24 protein-coding genes are annotated in these 24,699 nt (G+C 69.7%); 1 reads left to right on the top strand and 23 read right to left on the bottom strand.

Going from position 1 to position 24,699, the window contains the following annotated elements; genetic code table 11:
* The first annotated feature begins 40 nt into the window (after positions 1-40).
* Entirely contained in the window at positions 41-1,453 is a 1,413-nt protein-coding gene (locus tag ASE12_RS03450) for an MFS transporter (RefSeq protein ID WP_056396978.1), read from the top strand.
* Here ASE12_RS03450 and ASE12_RS03455 read toward each other — a convergent pair.
* The 23 genes from ASE12_RS03455 to aroC form a co-directional block, all read right to left on the bottom strand.
* Positions 1,439-2,722, bottom strand: coding sequence for an RsmB/NOP family class I SAM-dependent RNA methyltransferase (locus tag ASE12_RS03455; RefSeq protein ID WP_056396981.1), 1,284 nt, complete (start codon positions 2,720-2,722; stop codon positions 1,439-1,441). The genes ASE12_RS03450 and ASE12_RS03455 overlap by 15 nt on opposite strands.
* Positions 2,719-3,642, bottom strand: coding sequence for a methionyl-tRNA formyltransferase (fmt, locus tag ASE12_RS03460; RefSeq protein ID WP_056396984.1), 924 nt, complete (start codon positions 3,640-3,642; stop codon positions 2,719-2,721). Before fmt ends, ASE12_RS03455 begins: the two co-directional genes overlap by 4 nt.
* Positions 3,643-3,686: 44 nt before the next feature.
* On the bottom strand, positions 3,687-5,678 hold the full coding sequence (locus ASE12_RS03465) for a primosomal protein N' (protein ID WP_162255529.1): 1,992 nt from the start codon (positions 5,676-5,678) through the stop codon (positions 3,687-3,689).
* A 95-nt stretch (positions 5,679-5,773) separates the two neighbouring features.
* Positions 5,774-6,961, bottom strand: coding sequence for a methionine adenosyltransferase (gene metK / locus ASE12_RS03470; protein WP_056396987.1), 1,188 nt, complete (start codon positions 6,959-6,961; stop codon positions 5,774-5,776).
* A gap of 62 nt (positions 6,962-7,023) precedes the next feature.
* Positions 7,024-8,226, bottom strand: coding sequence for a bifunctional phosphopantothenoylcysteine decarboxylase/phosphopantothenate--cysteine ligase CoaBC (gene coaBC, locus ASE12_RS03475; protein ID WP_056396991.1), 1,203 nt, complete (start codon positions 8,224-8,226; stop codon positions 7,024-7,026).
* Positions 8,227-8,268: 42 nt separating this feature from the next.
* Positions 8,269-8,559 carry a DNA-directed RNA polymerase subunit omega gene (gene rpoZ / locus ASE12_RS03480; RefSeq protein ID WP_056396994.1) on the bottom strand — a complete coding sequence of 97 codons (291 nt, stop codon included), beginning with the start codon at positions 8,557-8,559 and terminating at the stop codon, positions 8,269-8,271.
* Between the two features lie 19 nt (positions 8,560-8,578).
* Positions 8,579-9,181 (bottom strand): guanylate kinase, encoded by a 603-nt coding sequence (gene gmk, locus ASE12_RS03485; protein ID WP_157412794.1) that lies wholly within the window; start codon positions 9,179-9,181, stop codon positions 8,579-8,581.
* A complete protein-coding gene (mihF, locus tag ASE12_RS03490) occupies positions 9,174-9,512 on the bottom strand; it encodes an integration host factor, actinobacterial type (protein ID WP_056397000.1) in 339 nt (112 codons plus the stop codon). Before mihF ends, gmk begins: the two co-directional genes overlap by 8 nt.
* A gap of 31 nt (positions 9,513-9,543) precedes the next feature.
* Positions 9,544-9,978, bottom strand: a complete 435-nt coding sequence (locus tag ASE12_RS03495) for a hypothetical protein (RefSeq protein ID WP_056397002.1) — start codon at positions 9,976-9,978, stop codon at positions 9,544-9,546.
* A 36-nt stretch (positions 9,979-10,014) separates the two neighbouring features.
* Positions 10,015-10,830: an orotidine-5'-phosphate decarboxylase gene (gene pyrF, locus ASE12_RS03500; RefSeq protein ID WP_056397004.1), complete on the bottom strand. Its 816-nt coding sequence runs from the start codon at positions 10,828-10,830 to the stop codon at positions 10,015-10,017.
* Positions 10,827-14,156 carry a carbamoyl-phosphate synthase large subunit gene (gene carB / locus ASE12_RS03505; RefSeq protein WP_056397005.1) on the bottom strand — a complete coding sequence of 1,110 codons (3,330 nt, stop codon included), beginning with the start codon at positions 14,154-14,156 and terminating at the stop codon, positions 10,827-10,829. Before carB ends, pyrF begins: the two co-directional genes overlap by 4 nt.
* Positions 14,156-15,307: a glutamine-hydrolyzing carbamoyl-phosphate synthase small subunit gene (gene carA / locus ASE12_RS03510; RefSeq protein ID WP_056397007.1), complete on the bottom strand. Its 1,152-nt coding sequence runs from the start codon at positions 15,305-15,307 to the stop codon at positions 14,156-14,158. Before carA ends, carB begins: the two co-directional genes overlap by 1 nt.
* Positions 15,304-16,599, bottom strand: coding sequence for a dihydroorotase (locus tag ASE12_RS03515; RefSeq protein ID WP_056397010.1), 1,296 nt, complete (start codon positions 16,597-16,599; stop codon positions 15,304-15,306). Before ASE12_RS03515 ends, carA begins: the two co-directional genes overlap by 4 nt.
* On the bottom strand, positions 16,596-17,549 hold the full coding sequence (locus ASE12_RS03520; RefSeq protein WP_056397012.1) for an aspartate carbamoyltransferase catalytic subunit: 954 nt from the start codon (positions 17,547-17,549) through the stop codon (positions 16,596-16,598). Before ASE12_RS03520 ends, ASE12_RS03515 begins: the two co-directional genes overlap by 4 nt.
* Positions 17,546-18,124: a bifunctional pyr operon transcriptional regulator/uracil phosphoribosyltransferase PyrR gene (pyrR, locus tag ASE12_RS03525; RefSeq protein ID WP_056397014.1), complete on the bottom strand. Its 579-nt coding sequence runs from the start codon at positions 18,122-18,124 to the stop codon at positions 17,546-17,548. Before pyrR ends, ASE12_RS03520 begins: the two co-directional genes overlap by 4 nt.
* A 74-nt stretch (positions 18,125-18,198) precedes the next feature.
* On the bottom strand, positions 18,199-18,801 hold the full coding sequence (locus tag ASE12_RS03530) for a hypothetical protein (protein WP_157412795.1): 603 nt from the start codon (positions 18,799-18,801) through the stop codon (positions 18,199-18,201).
* A gap of 17 nt (positions 18,802-18,818) precedes the next feature.
* Positions 18,819-19,769 carry a hypothetical protein gene (locus ASE12_RS03535; RefSeq protein ID WP_157412796.1) on the bottom strand — a complete coding sequence of 317 codons (951 nt, stop codon included), beginning with the start codon at positions 19,767-19,769 and terminating at the stop codon, positions 18,819-18,821.
* Positions 19,770-19,875: 106 nt separating this feature from the next.
* Positions 19,876-20,286, bottom strand: coding sequence for a transcription antitermination factor NusB (gene nusB, locus ASE12_RS03540; RefSeq protein ID WP_056397025.1), 411 nt, complete (start codon positions 20,284-20,286; stop codon positions 19,876-19,878).
* Entirely contained in the window at positions 20,286-20,852 is a 567-nt protein-coding gene (gene efp / locus ASE12_RS03545; RefSeq protein WP_056397028.1) for an elongation factor P, read from the bottom strand. Before efp ends, nusB begins: the two co-directional genes overlap by 1 nt.
* Positions 20,849-21,916, bottom strand: a complete 1,068-nt coding sequence (locus tag ASE12_RS03550; protein WP_056397031.1) for a Xaa-Pro peptidase family protein — start codon at positions 21,914-21,916, stop codon at positions 20,849-20,851. The genes efp and ASE12_RS03550 overlap by 4 nt, the downstream gene beginning before the upstream one ends.
* The gene (gene aroB / locus ASE12_RS03555) at positions 21,913-23,004 is read right to left on the bottom strand and encodes a 3-dehydroquinate synthase (protein ID WP_056397034.1); all 1,092 of its coding nucleotides are present in this window, start codon (positions 23,002-23,004) and stop codon (positions 21,913-21,915) included. The genes ASE12_RS03550 and aroB overlap by 4 nt, the downstream gene beginning before the upstream one ends.
* Entirely contained in the window at positions 23,001-23,513 is a 513-nt protein-coding gene (locus ASE12_RS03560) for a shikimate kinase (protein WP_056397038.1), read from the bottom strand. Before ASE12_RS03560 ends, aroB begins: the two co-directional genes overlap by 4 nt.
* On the bottom strand, positions 23,510-24,688 hold the full coding sequence (gene aroC, locus ASE12_RS03565; RefSeq protein ID WP_056397041.1) for a chorismate synthase: 1,179 nt from the start codon (positions 24,686-24,688) through the stop codon (positions 23,510-23,512). Before aroC ends, ASE12_RS03560 begins: the two co-directional genes overlap by 4 nt.
* Between the last annotated feature and the right edge of the window lie 11 nt (positions 24,689-24,699).

Raw genomic sequence — 24,699 nt, forward strand, 5'->3', positions numbered from 1 at the left:
AGTGTACGTCACTTCATTTCGTGGGACAGGAAACCTCGCCATGACCTCCATCACCGCTCCCCCGGACACCGGCCGCAAGGCCTCGTACGGAATCGCGATCGTGCTGATCGCCCAACTCATGCTCGTCCTCGACGTCACCGTCGTGAACGTCGCCCTCCCCCGCATCCAGACCGACCTCGACTTCTCGCCCGCCGGCCTCTCGTGGGTGCTCAACGGCTACACCCTGGCCTTCGGTGGCCTGCTGCTTCTCGGCGGCCGTCTCGGCGACGTGTTCGGACGCCTCCGGGTGTTCGAGATCGGTCTCGGCCTGTTCACCCTTGCCTCGCTGGCGGGCGCACTGGCGCCCAACCCCGAGTTCCTCGTGACCTCGCGAGTCCTGCAGGGTGTCGGCGCAGCCGTCGCGGCGCCCAGCGTGCTGGCGCTGCTCACGACGTCGACGCCGGATGCGGCCTCGCGCAACCGCGCCCTCGCCTTGTTCACCGCAGTCTCCTCTGCGGGAGGCTCGATCGGCCTGATCCTCGGAGGTGCGCTCACGGACTTGGGCTCCTGGCGCTGGACGCTCATGATCAACGTGCCGATCGGCGTCGCGGTGCTCGCACTGGTCCGTCGGTTCGTCGACGAGACGGCCCGCCGCCCCGGCAGGTTCGACGTCGTCGGCGCAGCGACCGCCACCCTCGGCTCGGTCGCCGCGGTCTACGCCTTCATCAACGCACCCGACCACGGATGGGACTCCATCGGCACGATCGGCGGCTTCGCGGTCGCCGCCGCGCTGCTGGCACTGTTCATCCGCACCGAGCGCATCGCTCCGCACCCTCTGCTGCGGCTCGGCCTGCTGCGCAGTCCCCGCCGGGCGGGCGCACTCGTGGTGATGTCGCTGCTCGTCGGCTCGCAGTTCCCGATGTTCTTCCTGCTGGTGCAGTACGACCAGCGCGTGCTGGGCTTCGGCCCGCTCGCCTCGGGATTCGCGTTCCTGCCGCTGACCCTGGCGATCTTCGCGGTCTCCCGGATCTCGGCGCGCCTCGTGGGCCGATTCGGTCCGCAGCGGCTCATCGCGATCGGCACCGTCGGCATGGCCCTCAGCTTCTTGTGGCTCAGCCAGATCAGCACCAGCAGCCACTACGTCACGGCGATCCTCGGCCCGATGCTGCTGAGCGGAGCCTCGGCGGGCCTGGCGTTCATGCCCACGACGGTCGCGATCCTGGCGGATGTCGAGCCCGAGCACGCCGGAGCGGCATCAGGCCTGCTCCAGACGATGCAGCAGCTCGGTGGGGCCGTCGGCCTTGCGGTGATCGTGTCGGTGTACGCCTCAGGCGCTGTTCCGGGGCAGGTCGTCCCCGGAGCCGAAGCCGCGTTCCTCACCTCGATGGGATTCGCGGTGGTGGCGTTCCTCATCGCCATGGTGGTGATGAGGGCGCCGCGCAGGTCGCTCGCGACGGCCTCAGTGCCGGCGTAGCAGCGCACAGAACATCGCATCGGTGCCGTCGATGTGGGGCCACCACTGGTGGGTGGTCTCCACATCGACGTCGCTGCGCCCGGACATCACCGCGTCGACCACGCCGTGCGTCTCCCTGAGGTGCGGCGAACACGTCGCGTAGACGACGACACCACCAGGGCGTACGAGCTCCAGCGCGCGCGTGAGCAAGGCTTCCTGGAGCGGCACGAGGTCGTCGAGATCGGCCTCGGACCGGCGCCAGCGCGACTCCGGCCTGCGGCGCAGCGCTCCGAGACCCGTGCACGGTGCGTCGACCAGCACCCGGTCGAAGGTCGCCGGCTCCCATGGGCCGTGCCGCCCGTCGGCGGTCGTGACGTCGACGTTGTCGAGCAGGCGTACGCCTTGGCGGACCAGGTCCGCGCGGTGCTCCAGCACCTCGTTGGCGACGAGCTGAGCACCACGCTGCTTGGCCAGTGCGCCGAGGAGCGCCGCCTTGCCGCCCGGCCCGGCGCAGAGGTCGAGCCAACGGGTGTCGTTGCCGTCGACCTGGGCCTCGGCGAGCGTGATCGCCACCAGCTGGGAACCCTCGTCCTGCACACCCGCGCGCCCGTCGCGCACCTGCGGGATCGCGCCCGGGTCGCCGCCCTCGTCGAGGATGCGGGCGTACGGCGAGAGCTTGCCCGGTGTGCCGGGCAGCGCCTCCGGGTCGCAGAGGCCCGGACGAGCGACCAGCGTTACTCGCGGGGGTGCGTTGTCGGCGGCGAGCAGCTTGTCGATCTGCGCCGCGTGGCCACCGAGCGCCTCGCGCAACGCCGTGACGATCCACACGGGGTGCGAGGTGCGAACGGATCGGGCTTCGTCGCCCTCGAGCCCGGCCGTGACGACCTCGAGCCAGCCGTTCAGGTCCTTCTGGCCGATCTTGCGCAGCAGCGCGTTGGCGAAGTGCACGGGCTTGTGGCCGATCTCGCGGCGTACGAGGTCGACCGTCTCGGAGACGGCGGCGTGCGCGGGCACCCGCATGCTCAGGAGCTGATGCGCGCCGAGCCGCAAGGCGTCCAGCACCGGGGCGTCGATCGAGCCGAGACCCTTGCTGGCCACGTGCCCGATGATCGCGTCGTACGTGCCCTGCCTGCGGACGGTGCCGTGCACGAGCTCGGTCGCGAAGGCGGCGTCGCGCCCCTCGATCTGGTGCTCGGCGAGCATCGCCGGGAGGGTCAGGTTGACGTACGCATCGCGCTCAGCCACGGCGCGCAGCACGTGAAATGCGACCGCCCTGCTCGGGTCGGTCATGCGAACGCCGCGCCGTCGGGGAAGGACGTGCCGCGGGCCCAGTCGGCAGCACGCATGCGCTTCTTGCCGAAGGCCTGGACCTCGCCCAGCACGAGATCCGTGGTCGTCGTGCCGACGCGCACCTCCTGCTTGCCGATAGACAGCTGCCCCGGCACCAACGTGCGGTCCTCCGCGATGGTCGCCGGCCCGATCTTGACCCGGTCCTCGGCGAGCAGGGTCCAGGCGCCGGGAGCGGGAGTGCAGCCCCGGATGTGGCGATCGATCGCGAACGCCGGCCGCTGCCAGTCGATCCTGGCCTCGTCCGTCGTGAGCTTCGGTGCGTACGAGATGTTGTCCTCGGGCTGCGGCACTGCGGCGATGTCGCCGTCCTCGATGTGGTCGACGACGTCGACGAGCAGGTTGCTGCCCCAGTCGGCCAACCGCGCGAGGAGCTCTGCGGACGTGTCGTCCTCACGGATGCGCTCGGTGATGGAGCCGAGCACGGGTCCGGCATCGAGCTCCTCCACCAGGCTGAACACCGTCGCGCCGGTGACCTCGTCGCCGGCCATGATGGCCCGCTGTACGGGCGCGGCGCCGCGCCACGCCGGCAGCACCGAGAAGTGCAGGTTGATCCAGCCGTACTGTGGGATGTCGAGCGCCTCGCGGCGGATGAGCGCGCCGTAGGCGACGATCGGGATGCAGTCCGGTGCGATCGTGCGCAGGCGGTCCATGAAGTCGGGGTCCGAGGGCTTCGTGGGCCGGAGCACCTCGATGCCATGAGCGGCGGCGGCCTCGGCGACCGGCGAGGGCTTCAGGGTGCGGCCGCGGCCGGCCGGCGCGTCGGGACGGGTGATCACTGCGGCGACGTCGTGCCTGCTGGCGACGAGCGCCTCGAGGGACGGGAGGGCGGTCTCGGGCGTACCAGCAAAGACGACTCTCACGGCGTCGAGTCTAGGCGGGTGCGCCGCACGCGTTGGTGCCGCGGTCAGAGCGACAGCGGGTCGACCTGGATGCGGAGTCCAGGCCGCTTCGCTGCGCTGCGCTCAGCGGCCAGTGCCGAGAGCGCGGCGGCGAGGTCGGCGCCTTCGCGGCGAGGGGCACGCAGGATCAGCCGCTCCCCCGCCTCGGCCGACCGCGCGTCGACCGGAACCGGTCCGAGGATCTCGGTGTTGGGTGTCCAGATGCGGTTGGCCAGGTCGGCCAGCACGTCGTCGGGCCCCGCGACAGTGGCGAGCCGCGCCGTCGGCGGGAGGTGCGTCTCGGCACGACTGGCGAGCTCACGGGCGGCGAACCCCGCCGGGTCGGCGCGTACGAGCGCCTGCAGCGTGTGCGCGTCGCCCACGGCGACCGCCGTCGCCCCGGGTCCAGCGAGGGCCAGGGCGTTGAACCAGCGCCGGTGGGACTCCTCCTCGACGCGTACGTCCTCGCGCGCCAGCATGAGCCACGTGTCGAGCAGGATCACGACGTCGTAGCCGCCTGCGACGTGCGGCTCAGCGCCGGGCGTGGCCAGCACGAGCCGGCGTCCGGGCTCGATCCGGTCGAGGATCGTCTGGCCGCCTGATGTCACGACCTCGAGATCGGGGAAGGCTCGCGCGAACTCCTCAGCGGTGCGCAGCGCGCCCACGACGGGCGAGCGGAGCTCGGTGCCCTCGCAGTGCGGGCACGTCCACGGCGTGGCGCCACGGCCGCACCATCGGCAGGCGATCGGGGCCGAGGCCGACGGCTGTCCCAGCGGGCCCTGACAGGCTTCGCAACGCGCCGGCTGGCGACACGTCTGGCACGCCAGCGACTCGCGATAACCCCGTCGCGGCACCTGGACCAGCGCGGCCCCCTCAGCGGCGCGGATCGCGCGGAACGCCTCCTGCGGCAGCCTGACCGGCGCCCCGCCCGCGACCGAGCCATCGGTGACCGTCATGCGGGGCCAGGCCTTGCGGCGGGCGCGTTGATCGGCCACGAGCTCAGCACACCAGCCCCTGTCGACCAGCGACTGCCCCTCGGCGGTGCGGGCGTAGCCGCCCATCAACAGCGCGCTGTCCTGTGCAGTGGCCCGCAGCAGCAGCACCTCGCGGGCGTGCGGATAGGGCGAGCGCGGCTCCGCGAACAGGTCGTCGCCGTCGTCCCACATCGCGACCAGGCCGAGATCGGCGACCGGTGCGAACGCGGCCGCACGGGTGCCGAGCACGACCTGGACATCTCCTCGTGATGCCTCGAGGAACGCCGCGTAACGGTCGGCGGGCTCCTGCGCGGCAGTGAGCGCCACGTGGCGACCTTGGCCCAGCACCTCGGTGAACACCGCGTCCCAACGGGCGACGTCGCGTACGTCCGGGACGCACACGACCGACCCGCGCCCCGAGCCGAGCGTCGCCAGCACCGCCTCGGCGACCAGCTGCGCCGGGTCCTGGCCCGGGATCGCGCCCCACCATGCCCTGGGCCGCTCCCCCGCCCGCAGCGCCGCGACGAAGCCGAGACCGTGCGCGTACGTCTGCCAGCCCGCCGCACTGCCGACCGGCAGGGCGCCGCCGACCGATGCCGCGCGGGCGGACTCGGCCCGCGCGTGCCGCGGCGGGATCGCGAGTCGCAGGACGTCGCCGAGCGTGCCGGCGTAACGGTCGGCAACCGCCCGCGCGAGCGACAGGATCTCCGGATGCAGCACCGGCTCCGGGGAGACGACCTTGGCCAGGAACGCCAGACGCCCCACGTGCTCGGTGGCCTCGACCCGTTCGACGACGAATCCGTCGACCAGTCGGCCGGCGAACCGGACCTTGACCCGGCAGCCGGCAACCGTCTTGGCGTCAAGGGTGGTCGGCACGAGATAGTCGAAGAGCCGGTCGAGGTGTGCCAGGCCGCTGTCGACCACGACCCTGGCGACCGGGCGGATCGGCGCAGCCTCGAGCACCGGCTTGGCTGCCGGCTTGCGCGTGCGGGCCGTGGGGGCAGGAGGAACCAGAGCCAGCTGCTCAGGTCCCTCGCGTGTCATCACGGTGCTGTTCTACCAGCCGCCACCCACACGCACCCCGCTGGAACGCAGAACGACCCCCGCCGGGCGGCGGGGGTCGTTCTGGAGAGCGAGGCTCAGGCGCCGGCGGCAGCCTTGAGCTGCTCGGCGCGGCTGGTGTCCTCCCACGGCAGGCCGGGGCGACCGAAGTGGCCGTAGGCAGCCGTCTGCGCGTAGATCGGGCGCAGGAGGTCGAGGTCACGCACGATCGCGCCGGGACGCAGGTCGAAGACCTCCAGGACGGCGTCGCGGATCTTGTCGACCGGGACCGTCTCGGTGCCGTAGGTGTCGACGTAGAAGCCCACGGGGCGCGAGACGCCGATGGCGTACGCCACCTGGACCTCGGCCTTGGTGGCGAGGCCCGCGGCCACGATGGTCTTGGCGACCCAACGCATGGCGTAAGCAGCTGAGCGGTCGACCTTGCTCGGGTCCTTGCCGGAGAACGCGCCGCCGCCGTGGCGGGCGTAGCCGCCGTAGGTGTCGACGATGATCTTGCGACCGGTCAGGCCGGCGTCACCCATCGGGCCGCCGATGACGAACTTGCCGGTCGGGTTGATGTGCACGCGGTAGTCCGACGAGTCGATGTCGTACTGGGCGAGCACCGCGTCGATGACGTGCTTCTGGATGTCGACGGCGAGCTGGGTCTCGAGGTCGATGCCCTCTTCGTGCTGGGTCGAGATGACGATCGCCTCGACCCGGACCGGCTTGTCGTCATCGTCGTACTCGATGGTGACCTGGGTCTTGCCGTCCGGACGCAGGTAGGGCAGCGTGCCGTCCTTGCGCACGGCGGTCAGCTGCTCGGCCAGGCGGTGCGCGATCGTGATCGGCAGCGGCATGAGCTCGGGGGTCTCGTCGCACGCGAAGCCGAACATGAGGCCCTGGTCGCCGGCGCCCTGCGCGTCGAGCGGGTCGACCGAGGAGCCCACGCGGGCCTCCTCGGCCTTGTCGACGCCCTGCGCGATGTCGGGGCTCTGGGCGTCGAGGGTCACCTGCACGGCGCAGGACTCGCCGTCGAAGCCCTTGGTGGAGGAGTCGTAGCCGATCTCGAGGACCCGGTCACGCGCGATGCGGGCGATGTCGACGTACGCCTTGGTTGTGACCTCGCCACCGACCAGCACCATGCCGGTCGTCACGAACGTCTCGGCCGCCACGCGGCTCTTGGGGTCCTCGGCCAGCAGGGCGTCGAGGACGCTGTCGCTGATCTGGTCGGCGATCTTGTCCGGATGGCCCTCGGTGACGGACTCGGACGTGAACAAGCGGCTCACAGTTTCTCCTGGGTTGAAGTTCGGTACGGCATTCTAACGATTGAGACGGGCGAGAGTTTCAGTCAGTCCACGCGCTGGACCACGGCGTCCCAGATCGCATGTGCCAGCCTGATCTTGGGGCCGTACGAGATCTCCTCGACGGTCTCGTCGGCGCCGAGGATCACGGCTTCGCTCTCCTCCTGGCCGAAGACCTTACCGGCGCTGACGTCGTTGACGACGAGGAGGTCGCAGCCCTTGCGGGCCAGCTTGGCGCGGGCGTGCTCGATGACGCTGGCGCGCGCGTCACCGGTCTCGGCGGCGAAACCGACGATGACGGGACGCTTGCTGGTGCGCGCACGCACCAGCTCGAGCAGGATGTCGGGGTTCTCGACGAGGTGGATGTCGGGGGCGACGCCGTCGCCGGACTTCTTGATCTTGGCCTCGGCGAACTCAGCGGGCCGGAAGTCGGCCGGAGCCGCAGCCATCACGACGGCATCGGCGTCGGCTGCGGCGAGGTGCATCTGCTGGCGCAGGTCCTCGGTGCTGACGACGCGTACGACCTCGACGCCGGCGGGGTCGGGCAGCGCCACGTTGGCCGCGACGACGGTGACCCGGGCGCCACGGGCGACCGCGGCCTCGGCGAGCGCATAGCCCTGGCGGCCGGAGGACCGGTTGCCGAGGAAGCGGACGGGATCGAGGTACTCGCGCGTGCCACCGGCGGAGACGACGACGTGCAGGCCGGCGAGATCCTGCGGGCGGCCCTCAAGCACCTGCAGCGCGGCGGCGTAGATCTCGGCAGGCGCAGGCAGCCGTCCCTTGCCGGTGTCGACGCCGGTCAGGCGGCCGACTGCGGGCTCGAGCACGACGACACCCCGCTCCCGGAGCGACGCGACGTTGGCCTGCGTGGCGGGGTGCTCCCACATCTCGGTGTGCATCGCCGGGGCGAAGACCACCGGACAGTGCGCCGTGAGCAGCGTGTTGGTCAGCAGGTCGTCAGCGAGGCCGTGCGCGGCCTTGGCGAGGATGTTGGCGGTGGCCGGCGCGACGAGCACGAGATCGGCGTGCTGGCCGATGCGTACGTGCGCGACCTCGTCGACGTGCTCGAAGACGCCGGTCTGCACAGGCTTGCCACTGAGCGCCTCCCACGTGGCGGCGCCGACGAAGTGCAGCGAGGACGCCGTCGGAACGACGCGGACGCTGTGGCCCGACTCGGTGAACAGGCGCAGCAGCTCCGCGGCCTTGTAGGACGCGATGCCGCCGGAAACACCCAGCACAACCTCTGCCATACCTACCGCCTCACTCGGGAGGGACTCACGGGATGTGAGCGATCAGGCCTTGGCAGCCGCGGCTTCGGCCTCGGGGTCGACGTCCTCGACGGTCAGGAGGTCGGAGTTGATCTCACGCAGCGCGATCGAGAGCGGCTTCTCCTGCACACCGGTCTCGAGGAGCGGTCCGACGTACTCGAGCAGGCCCTCGCCGAGCTGCGAGTAGTAGGCGTTGATCTGGCGCGCACGCTTGGCGGAGTAGAGGACGAGCTTGTACTTGCTGTCCGCCTTCTCCAGAAGATCGTCCAGCGGCGGGTTGGTGATGCCGATGGCAGTCGAGCGTGTCGTGGACACAGAGAGCCTCACAGAAAGATTAGGAATGCACCCGGCTCGTGCCGGATCTGAACAAGTCTACCAATTCTTGGCAAGCGGTCTCGACATCGGTGTTGACGATCGTCACGTCGAACTCCGGCTCGGCCGCGAGCTCGGTGCGGGCGGTGGCGAGCCGACGTTCGCGCTCCTCCGGGCCCTCGGTCCCCCGGCCGACCAGGCGGCGTTCGAGCTCGGCCCAGCTCGGCGGCGCCAGGAAGCACATCAGGGCGTCCGGCATGCGCTCGCGGACCTGACGCGCACCCTGCAGGTCGATCTCGAGCAGCGCCGGGGTGCCGACGGCGAGGCGTTGCTCGACGGGCGCGCGGGGCGTGCCGTAGCGGGCGGCCCGGTGCACGACCGCCCACTCGAGCAGGCCGTCCTCGGCGATCAGCCGGTCGAACTCCTCGTCGGTGATGAAGTGGTAGTGCACGCCGTCGATCTCGCCCGGCCTCGCCGGGCGGGTCGTCACCGAGACGGAGATCCAGATCTCCGGGTGGCTGCGGCGTACGCAGGCCGCGACCGTCCCCTTGCCGACCGCGGTGGGACCGGCGAGGACGACGAGCCGCGACGGACGTGTGACGGGTGCTGAAGACCCGTCAGGCACGGCCAGAGCGGCCTGTTCTATCCGCGAACTCGGCGATCAATGCCTTGATCTGGTTGGCACCCAGGCCACGGAGCCGGCGGCTGTCGGCGATGCCGATGCGCTGCATGATCTCCTGCGCGCGGACCTTGCCGACCCCGGGCATCGACTGCAGGAGGTCGATGACCTTGAGCTTGGCGATGACCTCGTTGGCGCGCGACTCCTGGATGACCTCGGTCAGGCTGGCGCGGGAGTTCTTGAGGCGGTTCTTGACCTCGGCTCGCAGCTGCCGTGCGGCCGCTGCCTTCTCGAGTGCAGCCTTGCGCTGCTCCGGCGTCAATATCGGGAGTGCCACTTGCCTCACCTCATCTGTTGTACGAACGGTTCTACTTGAGCTTGATGTCGCATTGCTGCTTGACGTTCTTGACCACGGCGTCGCGCTGCTTGGTCGTGCTGTTGAACTTCTCGTAGGCCGTGTTGATCTGCTTGAGCTGGTTGGGGTCGAGCTTCTTGAGCTTGGCCTTGTCCTTCATGTCCTCGAGCGGGATGCCGGCCTTCTTCTGCGCCTCGACGATCCCGGTCGTGGCGGCCGACAGCGCCTTCCAGTCGGGCTTGATCGAGGCCGGCGCGTCCTTGGAGATGTCGACGAGCATCTTGGCGTACTTGGCGTACGCGGCGTTGGTCCGGGTCTCCCCGAACGTGTTGAGGTCCGCCTTGTGCTTGTCGACGGCGTCGCAGTAGGGGTCGCCACCTCCACCGCAGCCCGACAGCGTCGTGATCGCGACCATCGTCGTGACCAGGATCGCGGCGGTTCTCTTCATGCATGGACTCCTTGGGAAACGGCCAAACCCTGAACGCTATGACCCTACAAGTTCGTCGTTGACGCGGGCGGCCGAATCGCGGAGCGCCTGGACATCGGGGCCCGCGGACAGCACGCCGCGGGAGGTCGACGGGATGACGTTGTCGATGACCGAGCCGAACAGCCGGCGGATGTCGTCGACGGTGCCGCCCTGCGCCCCGAATCCGGGCACGAGGAGCGGCCCGTTGATCGCCAGGTCCTCGGCGGCGTCCCCGATCGTCGCGCCGACGACGGCCCCGAACGATCCCATCGGGAAGGCATCGGCGTTGAGGGCCGCCAGCTGGGCGAGCATGCTGCCGGCGACCGTGCGGTCACCGGTGACCGCGTGCTGCACCTCGGGGCCCTCCTTGTTGGAGGTCAAGGCGAGGACGAACACTCCCGCGTCGTTCTTGGCCGCGACGTCGAAGAACGGCTGCAACGAGCCGAATCCGAGGAACGGGTTGACCGTGATCGCGTCGGCCGCCATCGGGGCGTCCTCGTCGAGGTAGGCATCGGCGTACGCAGCGGCGGTCGAACCGATGTCGCCACGCTTGACGTCGAGGACCACGAGGGAGCCGGTGTGCCGGAGATCCTGGATCGTACGCTCGAGGACCACGACGCCCCGGGCGCCGAAGCGCTCGAAGAACGCCGACTGCGGCTTCACGAACGCAACCTTGCCCGCGAACGCCTCGACGCAGATCGTGGCGAAGCGGTCGAGGCCCTCGACATCGTCCGGCAGGCCCCACTCGGCGAGCAGGGACGAGTGCGGGTCGATGCCGATGCATGCCGGCCCGTACGCCGCCATCGCCGCGCGAGCGCGCGAACCAAAGCTCATGACGTGCGGCTCTCGGTGACGATGCGGCCCCAGTCCTGCAGCGACTTGACCCCGATCTTGCCCTCGATCAGCGCCTCGATGCCCTGCACCGCCGCGGCCAGGCCCTGCACCGTCGTGATGCACGGGATGCCCTCGGCGACCGCCGCGGTGCGGATCTCGTAGCCGTCGATGCGCGGGCTGCCGCCGGAGGTCACGCCGTGCGGCGTGTTGATGATGAGCTGCACGTCCTGGTCGTGGATCTTGTCGACGATCGTGCTGCGCGCCTGGCCCGGCAGCGGCTCCTCGTTGAGCTTGCGGATGACCGTCGAGGTCACGCCGTTGCGGGCGAGGACGACCGCGGTGCCGCTCGTCGCGAGGATCTCGAAGCCGAGGTCGGCAAGCCGCTTGACCGGGAAGATCATGTGCCGCTTGTCGCGGTTGGCGACCGACACGAAGACCTTGCCCGACGTGGGCAGGCCGTTCTGGGCGCCGGCCTGTGACTTGGCGAACGCCGTGCCGAAGCCGGAGTCGAACCCCATGACCTCACCCGTCGAGCGCATCTCGGGGCCGAGCAGCGTGTCGACGTAGCGACCCTCGTACGTGCGGAAGCGGTTGAAGGGCATGACCGCCTCCTTGACCGCGATGGGGGCGTTGTCGGGCAGCTTGCCGCCGTCGCCCGTCGCGGGCAGGATGCCGGCCGCGCGCAGCTCGGCGATCGACTCCCCCAGCATGAGCCGGGCAGCGGCCTTGGCGAGCGGTGTCGCGGTGGCCTTGGAGACGAACGGCACGGTACGGGACGCCCGCGGGTTGGCCTCGATGACGTACAAAATGTCGGACGACAGCGCGAACTGGATGTTGATGAGCCCGCGGACCCCCACGCCCTTGGCGATGGCCTCCGTCGAGGCGCGGATGCGGTCGACCTCCGCGTCGCCGAGCGTGATCGGGGGCAGGGCGCACGCCGAGTCGCCGGAGTGCACACCGGCCTCCTCGATGTGCTCCATGACGCCGCCGAGGAACAGCTCGGTGCCGTCGTAGAGCGCGTCGACGTCGATCTCGATCGCGTCGTCGAGGAACCTGTCGACCAGCACCGGCCGCTCGAACGAGATCTCCGTGGCGCGGCTGATGTAGTCCTTGAGGGTGCCCTCGTCGTAGACGATCTCCATGCCGCGGCCGCCCAGGACGTACGAGGGGCGCACCAGCACCGGATAGCCGATCTCCTCGGCGATCTCACGTGCCCGGGTGAATGACGTCGCCATGCCGTGCTTGGGTGCGGGCAGGTCGGCGTCGGCCAGGACCTTGGCGAACGCGCCACGCTCCTCGGCCAGCTCGATCGCGGACGGCTGGGTGCCGACGATCGGCACGTCGGCGGCCTCGAGGCCGGCGGCGAGGCCGAGCGGGGTCTGGCCGCCGAGCTGCACGATGACGCCGACGACGGGGCCGGCCTGCTGCTCCGCGTGCACGATCTCGAGCACGTCCTCGAGCGTCAGCGGCTCGAAGTAGAGCCGGTCGGACGTGTCGTAGTCGGTCGAGACGGTCTCGGGGTTGCAGTTGACCATCACGGTCTCGTAGCCGACCTCGGACAGCGCCAGGGCTGCGTGGACGCACGAGTAGTCGAACTCGATGCCCTGCCCGATGCGGTTGGGGCCGCTGCCGAGGATCAGCACGGCCGGCTTGGTGCGCGGCTCCACCTCGGTCTCCTCGTCGTACGACGAGTAGTGGTAGGGCGTCTTGGCGGAGAACTCCGCGGCGCAGGTGTCGACGGTCTTGTAGACCGGGCGTACGCCGAGGGCGTGGCGCACTCCCCTGACGACGTCCTCGCTCAGGCCCCGGATCTTGCCGATCTGCGAGTCGGAGAAGCCGTGGCGCTTGGCACGGCGCAGCAGCGCGGGCGACAGCTCCTTGGCACCGGTCAGCTCGACCGCGATCTCGTTGATCAGCGCGAGCTGGTCGACGAACCACGGGTCGATCTTGGTCGCGTCGAAGATCTCCTCGGGCGTGGCGCCGGCGCGGATCGCGTCCATGACCTTCTTGAGCCGGCCGTCGTGCGGGACGCTGATCTCCTGCAGGAGCGCGGCCTTGTCGAGGTCGACCCACTCCTTGTGCCAGTCGAACTGCGCGTCGGGCCGCTCCAGGGAGCGCAGCGCCTTCTGCAGCGCCTCGGTGAAGTTGCGGCCGATCGCCATGGCCTCGCCGACCGACTTCATGTGTGTCGTGAGCGTGGCATCGGCTGCGGGGAACTTCTCGAACGCGAACCGCGGCACCTTGACGACGACGTAGTCGAGCGTCGGCTCGAACGAGGCCGGGGTCTCCTGCGTGACGTCGTTGGGGATCTCGTCGAGGGTGTAGCCGATCGCGACCTTGGCGGCGATCTTGGCGATCGGGAAGCCCGTGGCCTTGGAGGCGAGCGCCGACGAGCGGGACACGCGCGGGTTCATCTCGATGACGACGATGCGGCCGTCCTCGGGGTTGACCGCGAACTGGATGTTGCAGCCTCCGGTGTCGACGCCGACCTCGCGGATGATGCCGATCGAGATGTCACGCAGGCGCTGGTACTCCACGTCCGTGAGCGTCATCGCCGGCGCCACGGTGATCGAGTCGCCCGTGTGCACGCCCATGGGGTCGAGGTTCTCGATCGAGCAGACGATCACCACGTTGTCGGCGGTGTCGCGCATGACCTCGAGCTCGTACTCCTTCCAACCGAGGATCGACTCCTCGAGGAGCACCTCGGTCGTCGGGCTCAGCGCGAGGCCGGAGCCGGCGATCCGGTGCAGGTCGGCCTCGTCGTACGCCAGGCCGGAGCCCGAGCCGCCCATCGTGAACGACGGGCGTACGACGACGGGATAGCCGCCGAGGCCCTCCACGCCGTCGAGGCACTCCTGCATGGTGTGGCAGATGACGGACTGGGCCGACTCGGCGCCCCACTCCTTGGGCAGCGTCTCGACGACGGCCTTGAAGGACTCGCGGTTCTCGCCCTTCTGGATCGCGTCGATCGACGCGCCGATGAGCTCGACGCCGTACTTCTCGAGCACGCCCGCCTCGTGCATCTGGATCGCGGCGTTGAGCGCGGTCTGGCCGCCGAGGGTCGCGAGCAGCGCGTCGGGGCGCTCCTGGGCGATGACCTTCTCGACGAACTCAGGCGTGATCGGCTCGATGTAGGTGGCGTCGGCGAACTCCGGGTCGGTCATGATCGTCGCCGGGTTGGAGTTGATCAGGATGACGCGGATGCCCTCCTCGCGGAGGACGCGGCACGCCTGGGTGCCGGAGTAGTCGAACTCGCACGCCTGGCCGATGACGATCGGCCCGGAGCCGATGACCAGGACAGACTTGATGTCTTCGCGCTTCGGCATCAGCGACCCCCGCCGGTTGAGCTTGTCGAAACCTCGCTGGTTGAGCCTGTCGAAGCCATGAGGTCCACGAATCTGTCGAAGAGGTAGGCCGCATCGTGCGGTCCGGCCGCAGCCTCCGGGTGGTACTGCACGCTGAACGCGGGCTGGTCGAGCAGTGCGAGGCCCTCGACGACGTTGTCGTTGAGGCACACGTGCGTGACCCGGCCGGGACCGTAGGGCGTCTCGAACGTGCCCTCGACCGGCGCATCGACCGCGAAGCCGTGGTTGTGCGCCGTGATCTCGACCTTGCCGGTCGTCAGGTCCTGGACGGGCTGGTTGATGCCGCGATGACCGTAGACCAGCTTGTAGGTGCCGAGGTCGAGCGCACGGCCGAAGACCTGGTTGCCGAGGCAGATGCCGAAGTACGGGATGCGCGCCTCGAGCACCTGCTTGAGCACCGCCGTCACGTGATCGGTCGTCGCCGGGTCACCGGGACCGTTGGACATGAACACGCCGTCGGGGCTGATCGCGGCGATCTCCTCGTACGTCGTGGTGGCCGGCATGACGTGCACCTCGATGCCACGCTCGGCCATGCGGCGCGGGGTCATGCCCTTGATGCCGAGGTCGATCGCCGCGACGGTGAGCCGCTTGTCGCCGACGGCAGGCACGACGTACGTCGTGTCGGTCGTGACGTCGGCGAGGAAGTTGGCGCCCTTCATGCCAGGCGCGGAGGTGACCTTGGCCAGCAGCGCGTCGACGTCGGTGGACGCCGAGCTGATGCCACCGCGCATCGCACCGCGCTCGCGCAGGTGTCGCGTCAGCGCGCGCGTGTCGATGCCGGAGATGCCCACGACGTCCTGCGCCGCAAGCTCGTCGTCGAGCGAGCGGTTGGAGCGCCAGTTGGAGCGCACTCGCGCCGGGTCGCGGACGATGTAGCCGTCGACCCAGATGCGACGCGACTCGAAGTCCTCGTCGTTGATGCCGGTGTTGCCGATGTGCGGTGCCGTCATCGCGACGATCTGCCCCTTGTAGGACGGATCGGTCAGCGTCTCCTGGTAGCCCGTCATGCCGGTGGAGAACACGATCTCGCCGATCGTCTCGCCCACGGCGCCGAACGACTCGCCACGGAACACGCGTCCGTCCTCGAGCACGAGGATCGCCTCGGTCGTCATACGATGGCCCCTTCCACGAGCGCCCGGTCGCGGACGGTCGGTCTGCCGCGCAGGAACGTCGCGACGACCTCCCCGGGCAGCGTGAGCCCGGCGTACGGGTTGTTGCGCGACAGCGACGCCGTGTCGCGCGCGTCGATGACCCGCGTCGCAGCCGGATCGACGAGCACGATGTTGGCCGGCTCCCCCACCTCGAGCGGGCGACCCTGGTTGCCGACCCGGCCGATCTCGGCAGGCTTCGCCGACATCTTGTCGGCGACCTGCGCCCAGGTCAGCAGGCCTCTGTCGACCATGGTCTGCTGCACGACCGACAGCGCGGTCTCGAGACCCAGCATGCCGAAGGCGGCAGCGGACCACTCGCACTCCTTGTCCTCCATGGGGTGGGGAGCATGATCCGTGGCCACGATGTCAATCGTGCCGTCGGCGAGGCCCTCGCGCACGGCGGCGACGTCGTCGTTGGACCGCAGCGGTGGGTTGACCTTGTAGATCGGGTCGTAGCTGCGGACCAGGTCGTCGCTCAGCAGCAGGTGGTGCGGGGTGACCTCGGCGGTGACGTCGATGCCGCGCCCCTTGGCCCAGCGGATGATCTCGACCGAGCCCCGCGTCGACAGGTGGCACACGTGCAGCCGCGATCCCACGTGCTCGGCGAGCAGCACGTCCCGCGCGATGATCGCCTCTTCGGCGACGGCGGGCCAGCCGGTCAGGCCGAGCTCGCCGGACAGCGGCCCCTCGTTCATCTGCGCGCCCTCGGTGAGGCGCGGCTCCTGCGCGTGCTGGGCGATGACGCCGTCGAACGCCTTGACGTACTCCAGCGCCCTGCGCATGATCACCGCGTCGGAGACGCACTTGCCGTCGTCGGAGAACACCCGGACGCCGGCAGCGGAGTCGGCCATCGCGCCGAGCTCGGCCAGGCGCGAGCCGCCGAGGCCGATCGTGACGGCGCCGACGGGCTGCACGTCGCAGTAGCCACCCTCGCGCCCGAGGCGCCAGACCTGCTCGACGACACCTGCGGTGTCGGCTACGGGATCGGTGTTGGCCATGGCGTGCACGCAGGTGAACCCGCCACGCGCGGCGGCCTTGGAGCCGCTCAGGACGGTCTCGGCGTCCTCACGGCCGGGCTCGCGTACGTGCGTGTGCAGGTCGACGAGGCCGGGCAGCGCGACCAGGCCGGTCGCGTCGATCACCTCGTCGCCGTCGAGCCCGGTGCCGATCGCGGTGATGACACCGTCCTCGATCGCGATGTCGCTGACGGTCTCGCCGAGGATGCTCGCTCCCCGGATGACGTACGAGCTCATTCAGTGCCTTCTTCGCTGGTGGATTCCCCGGCCGCGCCGCCGAGGAGGAGGTAGAGGACGGCCATGCGTACGGCCACACCGTTGGTGACCTGCTCGACGATGACCGATCGGACATGGTCGGCGACGTCGGCGGTGATCTCCATGCCGCGGTTCATCGGGCCGGGGTGCATGACGATCGCGTGCTCGGGCAGCCGGTTGAGACGGGGCGTGTCGAGCCCGTAGCGGCGGCTGTACTCGCGCGCGCTGGGGAAGAACGCGGCGTTCATGCGCTCCTGCTGCACCCGCAGCATCATGACGGCGTCGGCCTTCTCGAGCGACGAGTCGAGGTCGTACGAGGTCTCGACCGGCCACTTCTCGACGCCGACCGGCAGCAACGTCGGCGGTGCGACGAGCGTGACGTTGGCGCCGAGGGTGTCGAGCAGCAGCGCGTTGGAGCGGGCCACGCGGCTGTGCAGGACATCGCCGACGATCGTGATGTTCTTGCCCTCGAGCTCGCCGAGGTGCCTGCGCATCGTGAACGCGTCGAGCAGCGCCTGCGTCGGGTGCTCGTGCGTGCCGTCGCCGGCGTTGATGACCGCACCGTTGGTCCACTTGGCGTTGGCCAGGCGGTGCGGGGCACCGGAGTGCTGATGGCGGATGACGACCGCGTCGGCGCCCATGGCCTGCAACGTCAGGGCGGTGTCCTTGAGGCTCTCGCCCTTGGACACGCTCGAGCCCTTGGCCGAGAAGTTGATGACGTCGGCGCTGAGCCGCTTGGCCGCGGCCTCGAACGAGATGCGGGTGCGGGTCGAGTCCTCGAAGAACAGGTTGACGACGGTGCGGCCGCGCAGCGTCGGCAGCTTCTTGATCGGCCTGCTGGCGACGCCGAGGAGCTCCTCGGCGGTGTCGAGGATGCGGATCGCGTCCGTACGGTCGAGGTCGCCCGCGCTGAGCAGGTGCGTGAAGGTCATGCCGCTCCCCCCTGGATGTCGACGGCGTCGCGTTCGTCCGACTCGGTCAACGCGACCTTGACCTTCTCGACGAGCGAGGTCGGCAGGTTCTTGCCCACGAAGTCGGCGCGTATCGGCAGCTCGCGGTGGCCGCGGTCGATCAGCACGGCGAGCTGCACGGCCTTGGGCCGGCCCAGCTCGTTGAGGGCATCGAGCGCGGCCCGGATCGTCCGGCCTGAGAACAACACGTCGTCCACAAGCACGACGATCTTGCCGTCGATGTCGTCGGGGATCTCGGTGTGCTCGAGCGCCCGGGCCGGCTTGAGCCGCAGGTCGTCGCGATACATCGTGATGTCGAGCGCACCGGCGGTGATCTCGCGGCCCTCGACCTCGGACATCCGCTTCGCGATGCGCCGGGCGAGGTGGACACCGCGGGTCGGGATGCCGAGCAGCACGACGTCGGAGGCGTCTCGGTTGCGCTCGAGGATCTCGTGAGTGATGCGCGTCAAGGCGCGGGAGATGTCCTTGTCGTCCAGGACGGTTCGAGCGGGTGCGTGCGTGGCGTCAGCACGGGGGGCGTCATCAGACGCGACCATGTCTGACCTCCTTCTCCGCCTCTCGGGACGGCCGTTAAAGGATGTCGATGTTCGACGGTCAGCCTAGCAGCGCGTCACTCGTGATCCGGACGCGGCTCGGCGAGCTGAGCGCGAATCGCGGCCCGACGTCTGAAGCCGGCCCAAGCCCGCCATCCGGAGAACAGGATGAGTGCCGCGAGCACGATGAGCACGACGCGATTGCGGGATCCCTGGAGCACGCCGACGAGCGCCAGCGACCAGAAGGTCAGGCCGACGACGTGTCCCCACGCGGAGAAGACCCAGTTCATCAGCCGGGAGTTGTCGGGGTGATCTTCTGGCACGTCCAACGGGGCAGACGGGTCGAGGTCGACGTCCACGTGGCCGCCGTCGCTCTCGATGGCGACCGCGAGACGGCGTATGACGCTGTCCAGCTTGGACACGAGGAAGTACGCCTCGTCACCCGATCGTGTCGTGACGACCAACCGTCGACGCGGCACCCTGAACGATCGCGGCGCCCGGGACAGTCGTACGACATCCACCAGCTTCGTGCTGAACGCCGTGTCCCCACCGAGCGCACGCTCGAGTCCGTGCGGTTCGAAAGTCAGGACCCCCTCGGCAACCCGCACATGGCCGCCGAGTGCGCGGTCGCCACGCCAATAGTTGGCTCGTGCCGACCAATCCCCCGAAGACGACGTCATGGCTCAAGCATCGGGTGTCACGAGAGCCTCGCAAGCTGACCACGGATTGCATCGAGCTGTTCGGGATCGATCTCGTCGGACAGCCGCATGCGCCAGTCCCATGGACCGTCGGTCCACATCTCGTACCCCCGAGGGTCGTCGTCCTCCCACGCACCGGTGCTGTGGGGTCGCCGCTCGACGACCAGGTAGCCCGAGAGGTCGAACATGGCGTGGAACGAGCCGTCGTCCCCGACGTTGAACACCTCGGGGCTGGCGCTGAGCCGTACGGAGATGTCCGGCAGCTGAAGGGCCGCCACCTTCTCGCGCCGCTCCGCGTCGCCGCGCTCGACCATCTCCTGGATGTCGTCGGGGAGCTCGTCAGGATCGCTGTAGGCGAAGTGGAACGGCCCGTCCCACGTGAACAGGTCGTCGGCGAGCTCGACGCCGTGGTCGATGTCGGTCCAGCGGAACACGTCGCCGAACTCGTCGCTGCCCCATCGCAGCTGCATGCCCGTGGCGGCATCGATCACGAGCGTGATCGAAACGGGCTTGTGAGGCGGCGGCGCGATCTCCACCTGCCACGCTGCTCGGCCGAGGTAGGTCGTGCTGACCGCCGGACCGGTCGGGGTCGTGAAGTCGTTCCCGCGCCACCGTGTCGGGTTGGGCCGGGCGATCGCGTAGTCGTACGAGTGGCCGGTGTACTCGTCATCGATCTTGATGAGACCCGGCGTGTCGCTGCCCGGGTGGAATGTCCAGCCGCGATCCGCACCCTGGATGTGGACCAGCTCCCCGTCGAGCGTCTCGACCCGATAGCGCGGCCCGCTCTTGTGGACGCGGAGCAGGCGCCGCGGGGCACCCTCTCCGGTGTCCTCGTCCTCGTACCGATCGTCGACCTCGACGACCCCCGTGAACGAGGGCTCCTCGGACTCGCCGAAGCACATCAGCAGGATCAGCTCGGGCCAGCTCGGGACGCGGTCCACATCGGTCATGCAGCGAGTATGTCCGATCGCCCAGCGCCGCGATGTGTGAAGTTTAAGGCGTCATCAAGACGCTGAAGCGCCTCTAACCCCACAAAATCGCGGGCGTAGGCGCTGGTCAGACGGCCAGGGTGGGCTTGAGCTCGACGATCTTGCTCAGCAGGCCGTTGACGAACGACGGCGACTCGTCGGTCGACAGGTCGCTCGCGAGGCTCACGGCTTCGCTGACGGCGACGGCGTCGGGGACGTCGTCGACGTAGAGGATCTCGTAGGCCCCGATGCGCAGCAGGTTGCGGTCGACAGCCGGCATGCGCTCGAGCGTCCAGTCCTTCGCGTTCTCGGCGATGATCTCGTCGAGCCGGTCACGATGCGTGACGACGCCCTCGATCAGCAGCACCGCGTAGTCGTTGACCGGGTACTCCGCGTCGGCCCGACGATCGGCCAGCGTGCCGCCGGGCGGCAGGCTCTGCGCCTCGGACTCGAAGAGGATGTCGAGGGCGCGCTTGCGGGACTTCGTACGAGCGGCCATCAGGCCTGCACGCGACCGAGGTAGCTGCCGTCGCGGGTGTCGACCTTGATCTTCTCGCCGTTGACGATGAACAGCGGGACCTGGATCTCCTTGCCGGTCTCGAGGCGGGCCGGCTTGGTGCCGCCGCTCGAGCGGTCGCCCTGGAGGCCCGGCTCGGTGTACTCGACGAGCAGCTCGACCGACGCCGGGAGCTCGATGTAGAGCGGCACGCCTTCGTGCATCGCGACCATCGCGTCCTGGTTGTCGAGCATGTAGTCCTTGGCGTCACCGACGACGGCCTCGGGGATGTTGATCTGGTCGTACGTCGTCTTGTCCATGAAGACGTACGAGTCGCCGTCGTGGTAGAGGTACTGGAAGTCGCGCTTGTCGACGTTGGCGGTCTCGATCTTGAGGCCCGCGTTGAACGTCTTGTCGACGGTCTTGCCACTCATGACGTTCTTGAGGGTCGTCTTGACCATCGCGCCGCCCTTGCCGGGCTTGTGGTGCTGGAACCACACGACGGACCAGAGCTGTCCGTCGAGGTCGAGGACCATGCCGTTCTTGATGTCGTTCGTGGTGGCCATCAGCCAATCTCCAGGAGGTCTTTGGTCATCGTGGTGAGCACCTCGGGGGCGCCCGTGGTCACGAGGACGGTGTCTTCGATACGCACTCCCCCGCGACCCGGGACATAGATGCCCGGCTCCATCGTGAGGACAGTGCGACTAGCCAGTTTACCTGTGTGTGAGGCCCCGATGAACGGGTCCTCGTGGATCTCGAGCCCGACGCCGTGTCCGAGCCCCGTCGTGAACGCGTGGAGCCACCCTGCAGCCTCCAGGCTGGCGGTCGCCGCAGCGTACGAATCGGCGACCGCCACGCCCTCGCGCAGGGTCTCGAGCCCGGCCGCCTGCGACTCACGTACGGCCGCGTGGATCTCGCGCTGCCAGTCGTCGGCGCGGCCGAGCACGAACGTACGCGTGCAGTCGGCGTGGTAGCCGTCGACGCGGGCACCGAAGTCGATCTTGACCAGGTCACCGTCGCCGAGGAGGCGATCCGTGGGGCTGTGGTGCGGGATCGCCGAGTTCTCTCCCGCGGCGAGGATCGTCTCGAACGCGATCGCCTCGGCGCCGAGGTCGAGCATGCGGTTCTCGAGGTCGCGGGCTACGGCCCGCTCCGTACGACCTGCAAGTGGGCCCTGCAGCAACGAGTCGAGCGCCCGGGTCGAGATGTCGCACGCCCGGCGCAGGGCATCGACCTCGACGTCGTCCTTGACCTCGCGCAACGACTCGACGACCCGCTCCGCCGGCACTAACGCAGTGCCGGGCGCGAGCTCGCTGAGCCGCCTGTGGCTGTCGACGCTGAGCGTGTGCGTCTCGACCGCCCAGGACCCGCCGGCGATGTGCTCGACGGCACCGCCGAGCAGGTCACGGCCGATCTGGTGCGTGACGTCGGGCAGCTCCGCGTCCGCCTGGTCGCGGTAGCGGCCGTCGGTGAGGAACACCGCATCGCCCTCGCGCGGCACGACCAGGGCTCCGTTGGAGCCGGTGAAGCCGGTGAGATAGCGGACGTTGACCAGGGTCGTGACCACGATGCCATCGAGGCCCCGGCCGGCGAGCTCCGCGACGAGGCGCTCGCGGCGCGCGGCCGTGCTCACGAGGAGATCGCCCGATAGGCGTCGAGGATCAGCTGCTCGTCAGGTCCCGCAAGGATCGCCGGCCTCGCCAGTCCGTCGAGCACCACGAAGCGCAACTGGTCGCCGCGGGTCTTCTTGTCGAGCCGCATCGTGGCCGACAGCGCTTCCCAGATGCCCGGCCGGTAGGTCATGGGCAGCCCCAGCGCGCCGAGGATCGAGCGGTGGCGGTCCAGCAGGTCCTGGTCGATGCGGCCGGCGCGGTGCGCCACCTCGGCGACGAACACCATGCCGATGGACACCGCCTCGCCGTGACGGATGCGGTAGTGCTCGAACCGCTCGACCGCGTGGCCGAACGTGTGACCGTAGTTGAGCGCCTCGCGGCCGATCCCGTCCTCACCGGTCTCGCGGAGGTCGCCGGCGACCGTGCGGGCCTTGACCGTGATGCCCTTGGCGATCAGCTCGGCGACGATCGGCGACGACGCGTCTGCGAGCGACTCGGGCGCGGCCTCGATCAGGTCGAGGATCGTGGGATCGGCGATGAAGCCGCACTTGGCGACCTCGGCCAACCCGCTGCGCAGCTCGGCGGCAGGCAGGCTGTGCAGCACGTCGAGGTCGCAGAGCACCCCGACCGGCTCGTGGAACGCGCCGACGAGGTTCTTGCCCTCGCCGGTGTTGATGCCGGTCTTGCCGCCGACCGCGGCGTCGACCATGCCGAGCACCGTCGTCGGGACGTTGACGAAGCGGACCCCCCGCAACCAGCTGGCTGCGACGAATCCGGCGAGGTCCGTGGTGGACCCGCCGCCCAGGCCGACGATGACGTCCGAACGGGTGAAGCCCGCCTCGCCGAGCACCTTCCAGCAGAACGCCAGCACGTCGGCGGTCTTGGCCGACTCCCCGTCGGGCACCTCGATCAGGTGCACCTCGAGCGCGTCGGAGACCAGCGGCTCACGCAGCACCTCGGCCTGCTTGGCCATCGTCGGCGAGTGGATGATCGCGACGCGCAGGACGCCGAGGCCGAAGCCGATGAGTCCGCGCAGCTGCTCGTGCACGCCGTTGCCGATCACCACGTCGTACGGGCGATCGGTGGGCACGGTCAGGCGCGTGGTCATGCGGGATCCTCTGCGATCAGGGTCAGGGCTCGGTCGGTGACCTCGTCGGCGTCCAGCTCGTCGGTGACGATCGTGAAACGCGCGACCTCAGCGTAGAGCGGGCGGCGCTGGTCCATCAGGTTCTTCATCTGGGCGCGGACGTTGCCGAGCAGCAGCGGCCGGTTGGCGTTCATGCCGACGCGCGCAACGGCGGCGGGGAGGCTCACGTCGAGGAAGATCACGCGATGCTGCTTGAGCAGCTCACGGGTCGTGGCGCTGAGCACGGCACCGCCGCCAAGGGCGAGCACCCCGTCGTGGTCGCTCAGTGCCGCGGCGACGGCCTTCTCCTCCAGGGCGCGGAAGTGAGCCTCGCCGTGGTCGATGAAGATGTCCTGCACCGACACGCCCTCGGTGGCCTCGACATCCTGATCGGTGTCGCGGAACGCTGCTCCCAACCTCTGGGCCAGCGTCTCAGCCACGGTGGTCTTGCCCGCACCGGGCGGACCGACGAGGACGACAACGGGGCTCAACGGTGCCTCAGGTTCGCGAGGTAGCCCTCGACGTTGCGGCGGGTCTCCTCGACCGCGTCGCCGGCGAACTTCTCGAGGATCGCGTCGGCGACCACCAGGGCGACCATCGCCTCAGCGACGATGCCCGCAGCCGGGACGGCACAGACGTCAGAGCGCTGGTGGTGGGCGCGGGCCTCCTCGCCGGTCTCGACGTCGACCGTGCGCAGGGCGCGCGGCACCGTCGCGATGGGCTTCATCGCAGCGCGTACGCGCAGGATCTCGCCGGTCGTCATGCCACCCTCGGTGCCGCCGGAGCGACCCGACACCCGACGGATGCCGTCGGCCGTGGGCACGATCTCGTCGTGCGCGAGCGAGCCACGCGTGCGGGCCAGCTCGAAGCCGTCGCCCAGCTCGACACCCTTGATGGCCTGGATGCCCATCAGCGCCGCGGCGAGGCGCCCGTCGAGCCGCTTGTCCCAGTGCGTGTGCGACCCGAGTCCCGGAGGCAGCCCTTCGACGATGACCTCGACGACACCGCCGAGCGTGTCGCCGTCCTTGTGGGCCTGGTCGATCTCGGCGACCATCGCGGCACTGGTCTCGGGGTCGAAGCAACGGACCGGGTCGGCGTCGAGCGCCTCGACGTCGCCGTGGCTCGGGATGACCCCGGCCGGCGCGCGAACGGTGCCGAGCTCGACGACGTGGGACACGATCGTTGCTCCAGTCGTCTGCTGGATGAACTGCGCGGCGATCTCACCCAGCGCGACACGAGCCGCGGTCTCGCGGGCGCTCGCGCGCTCGAGGATCGGGCGGGCCTCGTCGAAGCCGTACTTCTGCATGCCGGCGAGGTCGGCGTGACCGGGACGCGGGCGGGTCAGTGGCGCGTTGCGCTTGAGACCGTCGAGGACGTCGGCGTCGACCGGATCGGCCGCCATCACCTGCTCCCACTTGGGCCACTCGCTGTTGCCGATGCGCAGGGCGATCGGGCTGCCTATCGTCGAGCCGTGGCGCAGGCCGCCGACGATCTCGAGCTCGTCCTGCTCGAACGCCATGCGGGCGCCGCGGCCGTAGCCGAGGCGCCGGCGCGCGAGCGCCGCCTGGATGTCCTTGCTGGTCACCTGCACTCCGGCCGGCAATCCCTCGAGGACGGCGACAAGGGCGGGGCCGTGCGACTCACCTGCGGTCAACCAACGAAGCATGGAAGCAATTC

Origin of the sequence: Aeromicrobium sp. Root236 (assembly GCF_001428805.1) — a bacterium.
GTDB lineage: Bacteria > Actinomycetota > Actinomycetes > Propionibacteriales > Nocardioidaceae > Aeromicrobium.